Genomic DNA, 10,902 nt, shown 5'->3' on the forward strand with positions numbered 1-10,902 from the left:
AACGATTCCAATTACGAGTTTATCGGAAAAATTGATGCATATTTAATAAAACGATTGGCTCCGGAAATTGCTGTTCATGGAGTATGTGTAAATGTGTCCGGGATTGGTGTATTATTACGAGGAGATTCCGGCGTTGGAAAGAGTGAAACAGCTCATTCACTTGTCGGTCGAGGGCATCGTTTAGTTGCTGATGATATTGTAGTGTTAAAGAAACTTAGCCCGCAAACACTTCTAGGAACCCATAATGAAACGAATAAAGAATTACTAGCACTTCGTAGTGTAGGTCTATTAAATGTGGTTCGGATGTATGGGCGAAAAGCTTTTCAAGAAGAATCGAGAATTGCGCTTGATATTGAACTGGTGAAATGGCAAGGAGAGTCCTTATATAATGAATTAGAAGTAGAAACAAAATTTACGTCCTATATGGATGTGGAAATTCCCTATATTCAGATTCAATTAAAGCCAGGCCGCGATGTCGTTGGGTTAATTGAAGCAGCTGTGAATAATTGGTATTTAAAACAACAAGGATATAGTGCGGCAGAAGATTTTATGAAGCGAATTGAGAAAGAAGCAGCCGAGGAAAAAGGGACAAATTAGGATATTTGAACATATTCTAAATCGTGACGTAACAGCAGGGATAAACTTCACTGCTTAGATCCAAAAAAAGTTGCAATACCGCTACTGAAGTCACTCCGGTGTAGCATTTCTCTACGGTATGCCCTTTGAATAAAAAGTGTATTAATAGCTAATCATTCCCGAAATCGGTGAAATCCTGCTCACCAGGTAACGAATAACAGCTAATCATTCCCATAATCGATGAAACCATGCTTACAGAGGAATGATTAAGCGTTATTCATTCCTAAAATCAATGGAAGCACGAATAAAAGGAAAAAAATTTGTCCGCAGCGTCCTCGATCGTTTTTAATCTCGGTAATTTATCGAAAAAGAGCCCCGTAGCTAAGATCAACCTAGCGGATACGTCGCATTTTCACATTAATTGCATAAAATGTTTTTTAATTGTCTTATTTCATTATTTCTATCAGTTCAAATTGCTCTTTAAATAAGCTATAATAGAATAGGAAATGGTAGAAGGGAACATGTCGGATGAGTTATCAAGCATTATATCGTGTTTACCGGCCTCGTACATTTAAAGATGTCGTTGGTCAATCACATATTACGCAAACGTTACAAAATGCTATATCAACTGGTAAGTTTTCGCATGCTTATCTTTTTTCTGGCCCAAGAGGTACAGGAAAAACGAGTGCTGCGAAAATTTTTGCGCAAACGATCAACTGTGAAAAGATGCCTACGAAAGAACCGTGTAATGAATGTGCATCTTGCCGAGGAATTTTAGATGGTTCGATTTCCGATGTGATTGAAATTGACGCCGCTTCTCATACGAGCGTAGACGATATCCGAAATATTCGTGATAAAGTTAAATACGCTTCAAGTTCCGTTCCGTATAAAGTGTATATTATTGATGAAGTCCATATGATTTCAACAAATGCGTTTAATGCTTTACTTAAGACGTTAGAAGAACCTCCGGAACATGTTGTGTTTATTTTGGCAACAACGGAGCCCCACAAGATTCCACTTACGATTATTTCACGATGCCAACGCTTTGATTTTAAATCCATAAGTAACCGTGTTATTATGGAACGGCTTCAGGAGATTATGGATTATGAAGAGGTTGAAATTTCTACTGCAGCACTTGAAGCTGTTGCACTTACGGCTGAAGGTGGCATGCGTGATGCACTCAGTCTCTTAGACCAAACAATTTCTTATAGTAATGGAAAAATTGAAATAGAAGATGTTCTTGCTGTAACCGGTGGGGTTTCACAAAATATTTTGACAGATATTGCTAGTGCGATGTATGCACAAGAAACGATAGAAACGTTGCGACTATTCGATGAACTTATTCAGAATGGAAAAGATCCGGGACGTTTTGTGTTTGACTTTATATACTTTTTACGAGATGTTTTGTTTTATAAAACAAACCCAAAATTGGAAGAGTATTTAGAAAGGGCTATCGTAACAGAGGAATTTGTAAAATTTACGGAGACGATAGAAACAAGTTGGATTCAAGAGGCAATTGTTCAACTGACAGAGTGTGAACAACAAATTAAATGGACAAATAGCCCCAAAATATTTGTAGAGATCACTTTATTGACGATTACAAATCGACATAATAAAACAGAACAAAATATAGAAGAAACACAAGTAAATAATTCAGAAGTGAAGGATTTAACTGAGCGGATTAACTTGTTAGAAAAGAAATTAAATGAAGTAGGACAATCTAACAGTTCTGCTCAAGCTGCACCAACTACAAGAAAAAGAGAAATGCCAAGAGCAAAGAAACGAACTTACGATATTCCACATGAGCGAATTCGAAATGTACTGACTCAGGCAGAAAAATCCGCATTGCAGCAAGTAAGAGCAGAATGGGCGAATTTTCTTGATCAGTTAAAACGAAAAAATGCTCCGGCTCACGCAACCATTCAAGATAGTAAGCCGGTGGCAGCATCAAAAGAAGCAATTGTAGTTGGATTTAAATATGAAATTCACTGTGCATTATTTCTTGAACATAAAGAACTGATTGAATCAACGCTCGCAAATATACTTTCACATCATAAGCCAATCATCCCGATACCGGAAGAAGATTGGCACGCAGTTCGAAGTGAATTTTTAAGTCAACAAGAGGAAGCAGAACCAACACAAGAATCAGCTAATGATCCGGTAATTGAAAAAGCTCGAGAATTGGTTGGAGATGAAATATTAGAAATTCGTGACTAGATGAAACATGAGAAAACTTGGTTTATCGTCAAGACTTTATAGTGGAAGCTAAAGTTGCACTTACGAGTGATTGACGTACTAGTACTGGCGCCTGAGACAAATGCTTTACAGTGGGACGAATGAAAGTGCAAATGCTCTTCGATAGGACGAGTTAGCGCAGTCCCAGTCCCAGGACGCCTGAGCTTTTAGCCAGTGAGAAGTAAGAAAGTTTTATACTTTCTTACCTTCTAAAAAAGAACTTGAATTCATATATTTTAAGGAGGAGTTATACATGAAAGGCATGGGAAACATGGGTAATATGATGAAACAAATGCAAAAAATGCAGAAAAAAATGATGAAGGCACAAGATGAACTTTTAGCAATGGAGTTTGAAGCATCTGTTGGTGGTGGTATGGTAACAGTCGTTGCTAATGGAAGTAGGCAAATTCTAGATGTTCAAATTAAGGAAGAAGTAGTCGATCCAGATGATGTGGAAATGCTACAAGATTTAATTCTTACTGCAATAAACGATGTAATGAAACAAATTGAAGAAAAAACAGAGCAAACGATGGGGCAATTTACGAAAGGATTAAATATGCCAGGCATGTTTTAATGGTCCAATTGCCTTAGGAGGCTAAAAGATGTACTATCCAGAACCAATATCAAAACTGATTGATAGTTTTACAAAATTGCCAGGCATTGGACCAAAGACGGCAGTCCGTCTGGCTTTTTTTGTGATTGATATGAATGATGACGATGTTGTTGATTTTGCAAAGGCGTTAGTTAGTGCAAAGCGTGAATTAACGCATTGTGCGATTTGTGGGCATATATCTGACCAAGAGACATGTTCCATTTGTCAAGATCATACTAGGGATGAAGCAATTATTTGTGTTGTCGAAGATTCGAAAGATGTTATTGCAATGGAAAAAATGAAAGAATTTAATGGGAAATATCATGTTTTACATGGTTCTATATCGCCAATGGACGGGATTGGTCCGGAAGACATTAATGTACCAAGCTTAATCCAACGATTAAAAGATCATGACGTAAAAGAAATCATTCTTGCGACAAATCCAAATATTGAAGGAGAAGCAACGGCAATGTATATATCTAGACTTGTCAAACCATCAGGCATCAAGGCAACGAGAATTGCTCACGGTTTACCTGTTGGAGGAGATTTAGAATATGCCGATGAAGTAACTTTAGCTAAATCATTAGAAGGCCGTCGTGAACTCTAAAACTGTTGATTTTAAAGTAAGTTTAAAAGAATTAATAACTGGTCTGAATTAAATAGAGAGAAAATAGAAAACTAATTTATTAGGGTGACATTATGAGGAGAAAAAGGAGACAAAGGGAAGTCGATCGTGAATTATTGGATGCAATTTTTACTTTAGAAACAGAATGGAAAAAACTACGATATATTATTGATAACAGTATTGAACCGATGGCAGAAAGTCAGCAAACATTGCAATTAGCTGAGGCAAAATATATGTTTCTATTAAAAGAAGCGAAACATCGGAAAATTAGTGCGTTAAGATATTAATGTTTTGCTATACAAACATGTTTCTTTAGGTTCTATTTTTATCCTTTTATACATAAAAACTAATAAAGGTATAAAAGGAGCTGAAGTAAACATGGAACCAATTATGATTCTAGTGGGGATATTAGTTTTACTCGGATTATTTTTTATTTTTCGTTCACCAGCGAAGTCTGTACGTGTAATTGGAACAGGTGTAATCCGATTAACAATTGGCGTTTTATTTTTATTTTTCTTAAATGTATTTGGCGGTGCGATTGGACTTCATATACCGATAAATATTTTTACTGTAATTATAAGTAGCATTTTAGGGTTATTTGGGGTAACATCTTTAGCTGCTATTCATATATTTATACTGTAATAGGAAGTTCAAAAAGTCCGGTAAAAATGACACATCGAGAGGGGAGCTTCGACTAAATACCGACACGTCCTGTGTCGAACGTCGAAGTCACCACATCCTGTGGAAGCTCGTTGGCTTGCTTCTCCGCTCCTGAAAAAGGAAAGTACTTTTTCTGCGTCCTAATGTCGGTTTTGCTGACAGGACGTGGGCGGCCTTAACCAGCTCGATCCTTTTTATCCTCTTCTTGAACATGTACTATCAGTCGGTGTATAAAAATCGTTAGATTAGGAGATACTATCTACTAAACTGACGATAGAGGTGAATAGTATGGGACAATGTGTGATTTGTGAAGAGAAAAAGGCTGAGGGTATTCATTTATATACATTATTTATTTGCACACAATGTGAATACAATATCGTCCATACCGAAGTGCGAGAAGAAAAATATCGCTACTATGTACAAAAGTTAAAAAATATGAATCAAACAAAGCTTTTTTCATAGAGACAGAATATCGATTATGCACAAGTTGCTTAAAAGTCACCGAAACGGTTGACAATAAGCGCTTGTGCTTTTCTTTTTTCTTGCATTCAATTAATTTCCATATAAAATAAGTGTTATATAACAAAGAATCTCTATGGATATACGCTTATTTTATCGATTAATCAAATATATCTCGGTAAAATGAAACGACAGTGACTTTTTGATCTACCATAGTAGCAATTACTCAAGTTAGCACCATATAATAAAGAACAATTAATTAGAAAAGCATGATACAATAGATGTAACAAGCTTATTTCTTATCAATATTTTTGTTTCGTAACAACCCAAATGAATAAGTTATAGGTAAGAAACATACCTTTACAGCAAAGGTAATATGTTGGTTAAAATCTCTAAAACTCCGCTTCTAAATTACAACCAGCTTATTCGCAGTAATATAAACGTAACAAAGCATCTTTGATTTACAAAAGGAGAAGAGAAAATGAAAGGTTTTTTTATCTCAGTTGAGGGTGGGGAAGGTGCTGGGAAAACAACGGTACTAGATCGACTCCATCATCAATTGACTGAGCTGGGATATCGGGTTCTTTTAACGAGGGAACCTGGAGGTATATCCATTTCTGAAAAAATTCGTCATATCATTCTTCACCCAGATCATACAGAAATGGAAAAACGAACAGAAGCGTTATTATATGCAGCAGCGAGAAGACAACATTTAGTTGAGAAAGTGCTACCCGCATTACAGGAAGGAAAGATTGTCCTTTGTGACAGGTTTATTGATAGTAGTCTCGCATATCAGGGCTATGCCCGAGAAATAGGGATTGAAGAAGTGTTTACAATTAATCAGTTTGCTATTGAAGGATGTATGCCAACATTAACGCTTTACTTCGATATCGAACCTGAGAAGGGATTAAAAAGAATTGCATTGAATAGTAACCGAGAACAAAATCGCTTAGACTTGGAAACAATGGAATTTCACAACAAAGTATATGAAGGATATCAAATTTTACTAAATAGGTTTCCAGATCGCATCCAAAGAATTGATGCAGAGCAAGCGGTAGATCAGGTTACAGAAGATGCATTTAAATATATTATTTCTCATTTGAAGGAGGTTAGAAAATGAAACTAATAATTGCGGTAGTCCAAGATAAGGACTCCAATCGATTAATCAATGCGTTAAATGATGAAAATTTCCAAACAACAAAACTGGCAACAACAGGTGGTTTCTTAAAAGAAGGAAATACGACGCTTATGATTGGTTGTCAAGATGAACATATTGAGGAAGCACTAAAAATAATTAAAGAAAATTGTTCACAAAGAGAGCAAATGGTGGCACCAATCTCTCCGATGGGGGGAAATGCGGACTCGTATATACCAAAGCCAGTTAAGGTAGAAGTTGGTGGCGCAACTGTATTTATTTTACCGATTGAATCTTTCTATCGCTTTTAACTAGGAGAAAAGGGGCTATTTAGATGAAAATTGGTCAAGAAATTAATTCTAAAATCGACCAAAAACCGTTAAGAAAAGTAAATGAAGGAAAATCAAACTTTGAACAGGTTGTTAGGTCGGAATCCTTTCGAGTAAAACGAGAGGAAATAGAGAGTTTAATTAGGGATATTACAAAACAAGGGGAAAAAATAGCCCGTTTTCGCTCCTTACAAGATTTAGCAAAATTTAAACGAATGATTAAGCACTTTTTACAAGAAACTGTTCACAGTGGTTTATCATTAAAAGAATCAAGAAGTTTTAACATGACAGGGTCTAGTCATAAGTTAACAACGGTCGAGGAAGTTGATGAAAAGCTAATCCAACTTACTAGGGATGTGCTTGATCAGGAAAAAAAGACCGTTGATTTATTAGGATTAATTGGCGAAATTAGGGGCTTGTTAATTAATTTATCAACATAATAAGGATGTTAATTTATGCAAACATGGTCAGAACTTAGTAAAATACAACCTTTAGCTAGCAAAATATTAATCAATAGCTTTCAAAAAGATCGTGTTTCCCATGCATATCTCGTCCAAGGGTCACGTGGTACTGGCAAAAGGACGCTTGCTAACTTAATAGCAATGACCCTTTTTTGTCAGGAAAAAAATGGAATGGAGCCTTGTCAAACATGTCATATGTGTACACGCATATTATCAGGTAATCATCCAGATGTTCACTGGGTTCAGCCTGAGGGCTCTTCCATAAAAAATGAACAAATTGAATTATTAAGAAAAGAGTTTTCCTATACAGGACTTGAATCTTTAAAAAAGGTATATGTTATTAATCCTGCTGAAGCGTTAACCGTGAATGCAGCAAATAGAATATTAAAGTTTTTAGAGGAACCCGATATTGAAATTACCGCCCTTTTATTAACAAATAACGGGCAAGGAATTATTCCAACTATTCGTTCTCGTTGTCAGTTAATTGACTTAAAACCATTAGACGAATTAGCTTTTCAACAAAAATTAACCCAATTAGAAAATATAACAATTAACGAAAATAACGCACGTTTACTTAGTGCTTTAACAAATAATATAGATGAAGCAATAGAGTATCATACAGAAGAAAAGATTTATAAAATAAGAGATTTAGTTGAACAATTTATATATATGTTACTTTCAAATTATGAGGAACGTTATCTTTTTATCCATCAAGTGTGGTTAACTAACTTAAAAGATAAACAGGATATTGAACAAGGTTTAGATATTTTGTTATTGGCATTTAGAGATATCACAAATGAACAAGTAGGCAGGTCTGGCCCACTTTCTTTTTTCCAGTCCGATGATGGTCTCTTAACACGTTCTGTCCATCATTTTTCGCAAAAGAGATTACTTCAACTATTAAAGACTCTTTTAGAAGCAAAACAAAAAATTAATCAGAATGTACATCCTACGTTAGTGATGGAACAACTTGTACTTCAATTTTAGAGGTGGTTTATGAGATGATAGAAGTAATCGGAGTACGCTTTAAACAAGCAGGAAAAATTTATTACTTTGATCCAAATAATTTATCCATACAGTTAGATGATGATGTGATTGTAGAAACAGTACGTGGAGTAGAATTTGGCAAAGTAGTGCTTGTTAATAAGTTAGTAGATATTGAGGATGTCGTGCTTCCTTTGAAAAAAGTAATGCGAATTGCTAATTATACAGATAAACAGAATGTGAAACAAAATGAGCAATTAGCGAAGGAAGCTTTAAATATATGTATAGATAAAATAAATTATCATCGATTAGATATGAGTTTAGTAGATGTAGAATATACATTTGATCGAAATAAAGTGATATTTTATTTCACTGCTGAAGGTAGAATTGATTTTCGTAACTTGGTTAAAGATCTCGCTGCTTTATTTAAAACGAGAATTGAACTTAGACAAATTGGCGTTCGTGATGAAGCGAAATTGTTAGGCGGCATTGGTCCTTGTGGCAGGATGCTTTGTTGTTCAACATTTTTAGGAGATTTTGATCCAGTTTCAATAAAAATGGCTAAAGACCAAAGCCTATCATTAAATCCCGCTAAAATTTCCGGATTATGTGGAAGATTAATGTGTTGTTTACGCTATGAAAATGATAGTTATGAAGATGCGAAAAGACAACTACCAGACATTGGGGAAGAAATTCATACAAATTATGGTCGTGGTAAAGTAGTTGGATTAAATATTTTAGAAAAAGTAATAGAGATTGAAATGTATGAAAATCAAAATATTATTGAATATACTTTAGACGAACTAATTGAGGATAATATCATTTCTGTTCAGTAACAGTAAAGAGGTGGGACGTTTGAGTAAGGGGCAAAGAGAAATTTTTGATCAAGTTTCACATATGGAAACTCAGATCGGTGAACTTTATGAGCAATTGGGTAATTTAAAAAATGACTTAAGTGAGCTCATTGAGGAAAATCATCGATTAACTGTCGAAAATAAGCACTTACGAACCTATTTAAATCGTGATCATGTTCACGAAGAGAAAAAGGCAACGAAGAAAAAACGTGAAGCTACCGTACCAGGTGAAGGGTTTGATAATTTAGCTCGCATTTATAAAGAGGGATTTCATATTTGCCATATGCAGTTTGGAAGTCCAAGAACAGATGAAGATTGTTTATTTTGCCTCGAATTATTTGATTAAATTGAAACTGTCTCCTATATGATTGGATTAGATTCCATCAAGATAGGAGACAATTTTTTTAAGAAGAAAGTTTACGATAAAATGATATATTAAGTACAATATAGTTAAAGTATTGAATGATAAAGATAGAATATGGAGGATGCTTAGTGGTAAATCTAAAGGATGATGAGCGTCTGGATTACTTAATGTCAGATGGAAAAACACAAATAATTCAAAGTCCAACAATATTTTCATATTCCCTTGACGCAGTATTACTTGCAAATTTTACATATGTACCGATTAATAAAGGAAATATTCTTGATTTATGTACAGGAAATGGAGTCATTCCACTTTTCCTTGCAAAAAGAACAAAAGGGAAAATTACTGGACTTGAAATTCAAAATAGATTAGTCAACATGGCAAATAGAAGTGTGAAATTAAATGGAATGGAAGAAAAAATTAACATTATGGAAGGAGATTTAAAAGAAAGGCACGAAGGATTAAACCAAAGTTATTATGATGTTGTAACATGTAATCCTCCATATTTTTCGACACCAAATACAACGGAGCACAATCAAAATGAATACTTAACAATTGCTAGACATGAAGTTTGCTGTACATTAGAAGACGTCGTTAAAGCGTGTAAATTGTACGTGAAACCAGGTGGTAAAGTTTCTATGGTGCACCGACCAGAGCGGTTAGTGGACATGCTCACACTTTTTCGGAAATATCAAATAGAACCAAAAAGAATTCAGTACGTGTATCCTAAGGTTGATAAAGCCGCAAACACCATTCTTTTGGAAGGAATTAGAGATGGAAAGACAGGTCTCCAAGTATTACCACCACTATTTATTTATGAAGATGATGGGAATTATACTGATCGGGCGAGGAAGATCATTTATGGAGAATAAGCATTACGTATATATGTTACGGTGCAAGGATGACTCTTTATATACTGGTTATACAACAGATATTGAAAGCCGATTAAAATTACATGAAAGTGGAAAAGGTGCGAAATATACACGGGGTAGAGGGCCATTTCAACTTGTTTATCAAGAAGAGTTAACAACAAAGTCTGCTGCATTGCAACGAGAACATGCCATAAAAAAACTCCAAAGAAAAGACAAAATCGAACTCATTAACGAAAAAAAGGATGGCATAAAATGAATGTACAAGTAAGTTATGAAGAGAAGGAAACCGGGACTCTTTATGTCGTCCCAACTCCGATTGGAAATTTGGAGGATATGACATTTCGAGCAATCAATACATTAAAAGAAGTGGATATCATTGCAGCAGAGGACACAAGACATACGCAGAAACTGTTAAATCATTTTGAGATTAAGAATAAGCTAATCAGCTATCATGAACACAGTAAGAAGGAAAGGACGGAGCAACTCCTAGACATGCTAAAACAAGGAGAGAATATTGCAATTGTTAGTGATGCTGGCATGCCAGCTATTTCTGATCCTGGTTCTGAACTTGTAAAGGAAGTTATTGCTCAGAAAATACAAGTAGTTGTTTTACCGGGAGCAAATGCAGCATTATGTGCATTAGTTGGTTCAGGTCTTTCAACAGATGAATTTTTATTTTATGGTTTTTTACCTAGAAAGAAACAAGAGAAAGAAGCTGAATTGGAACGATTAGGTTCTTTGAAAGCTACACTCATA

The 10,902-nt window shown here is 35.1% G+C and carries 15 protein-coding genes and 1 pseudogene; all 16 read left to right on the forward strand.

Features of this window, described 5'->3' with window-relative positions; genetic code table 11:
• Positions 1–597: pseudogene (locus ACPYKA_RS13885) on the forward strand (HPr(Ser) kinase/phosphatase); the annotation flags it as partial.
• 507 nt (positions 598–1,104) lie between these two features.
• Positions 1,105–2,793: a DNA polymerase III subunit gamma/tau gene (gene dnaX / locus ACPYKA_RS13890; RefSeq protein ID WP_479542835.1), complete on the forward strand. Its 1,689-nt coding sequence runs from the start codon at positions 1,105–1,107 to the stop codon at positions 2,791–2,793.
• Positions 2,794–3,064: 271 nt separating this feature from the next.
• Complete coding sequence (locus ACPYKA_RS13895; RefSeq protein ID WP_336262721.1) at positions 3,065–3,385, forward strand: YbaB/EbfC family nucleoid-associated protein; 321 nt, start codon at positions 3,065–3,067, stop codon at positions 3,383–3,385.
• Positions 3,386–3,413: 28 nt separating this feature from the next.
• Positions 3,414–4,010, forward strand: coding sequence for a recombination mediator RecR (gene recR, locus ACPYKA_RS13900; RefSeq protein WP_479542836.1), 597 nt, complete (start codon positions 3,414–3,416; stop codon positions 4,008–4,010).
• A 92-nt stretch (positions 4,011–4,102) separates the two neighbouring features.
• On the forward strand, positions 4,103–4,315 hold the full coding sequence (locus tag ACPYKA_RS13905) for a YaaL family protein (RefSeq protein WP_479542837.1): 213 nt from the start codon (positions 4,103–4,105) through the stop codon (positions 4,313–4,315).
• Between the two features lie 91 nt (positions 4,316–4,406).
• Entirely contained in the window at positions 4,407–4,670 is a 264-nt protein-coding gene (locus tag ACPYKA_RS13910; protein WP_479542838.1) for a pro-sigmaK processing inhibitor BofA family protein, read from the forward strand.
• A 306-nt stretch (positions 4,671–4,976) separates the two neighbouring features.
• Complete coding sequence (locus ACPYKA_RS13915; RefSeq protein ID WP_479542839.1) at positions 4,977–5,150, forward strand: sigma factor G inhibitor Gin; 174 nt, start codon at positions 4,977–4,979, stop codon at positions 5,148–5,150.
• A 478-nt stretch (positions 5,151–5,628) separates the two neighbouring features.
• Entirely contained in the window at positions 5,629–6,267 is a 639-nt protein-coding gene (tmk, locus tag ACPYKA_RS13920) for a dTMP kinase (RefSeq protein WP_479542840.1), read from the forward strand.
• Entirely contained in the window at positions 6,264–6,593 is a 330-nt protein-coding gene (locus tag ACPYKA_RS13925; RefSeq protein WP_336262715.1) for a cyclic-di-AMP receptor, read from the forward strand. Before tmk ends, ACPYKA_RS13925 begins: the two co-directional genes overlap by 4 nt.
• Positions 6,594–6,616: 23 nt before the next feature.
• Positions 6,617–7,051, forward strand: a complete 435-nt coding sequence (locus ACPYKA_RS13930; protein WP_479542841.1) for a YaaR family protein — start codon at positions 6,617–6,619, stop codon at positions 7,049–7,051.
• A gap of 15 nt (positions 7,052–7,066) precedes the next feature.
• Positions 7,067–8,059, forward strand: a complete 993-nt coding sequence (gene holB, locus ACPYKA_RS13935) for a DNA polymerase III subunit delta' (protein WP_479542842.1) — start codon at positions 7,067–7,069, stop codon at positions 8,057–8,059.
• A 14-nt stretch (positions 8,060–8,073) separates the two neighbouring features.
• Positions 8,074–8,892 carry a PSP1 domain-containing protein gene (locus ACPYKA_RS13940; RefSeq protein WP_479542843.1) on the forward strand — a complete coding sequence of 273 codons (819 nt, stop codon included), beginning with the start codon at positions 8,074–8,076 and terminating at the stop codon, positions 8,890–8,892.
• Positions 8,893–8,953: 61 nt separating this feature from the next.
• Positions 8,954–9,256, forward strand: coding sequence for an initiation-control protein YabA (locus ACPYKA_RS13945; RefSeq protein WP_479542847.1), 303 nt, complete (start codon positions 8,954–8,956; stop codon positions 9,254–9,256).
• Positions 9,257–9,372: 116 nt separating this feature from the next.
• Positions 9,373–10,146: a tRNA1(Val) (adenine(37)-N6)-methyltransferase gene (locus tag ACPYKA_RS13950; protein WP_479542844.1), complete on the forward strand. Its 774-nt coding sequence runs from the start codon at positions 9,373–9,375 to the stop codon at positions 10,144–10,146.
• Entirely contained in the window at positions 10,136–10,402 is a 267-nt protein-coding gene (locus ACPYKA_RS13955; RefSeq protein ID WP_479542845.1) for a GIY-YIG nuclease family protein, read from the forward strand. Before ACPYKA_RS13950 ends, ACPYKA_RS13955 begins: the two co-directional genes overlap by 11 nt.
• On the forward strand, positions 10,399–10,902 hold a 504-nt coding region (gene rsmI, locus ACPYKA_RS13960; RefSeq protein ID WP_479542846.1), incomplete at its 3' end, for a 16S rRNA (cytidine(1402)-2'-O)-methyltransferase. The genes ACPYKA_RS13955 and rsmI, both read left to right, overlap by 4 nt.

The organism is Pseudogracilibacillus amylolyticus (SeqCode) (assembly GCF_051918545.1).
GTDB lineage: Bacteria > Bacillota > Bacilli > Bacillales > Amphibacillaceae > Pseudogracilibacillus.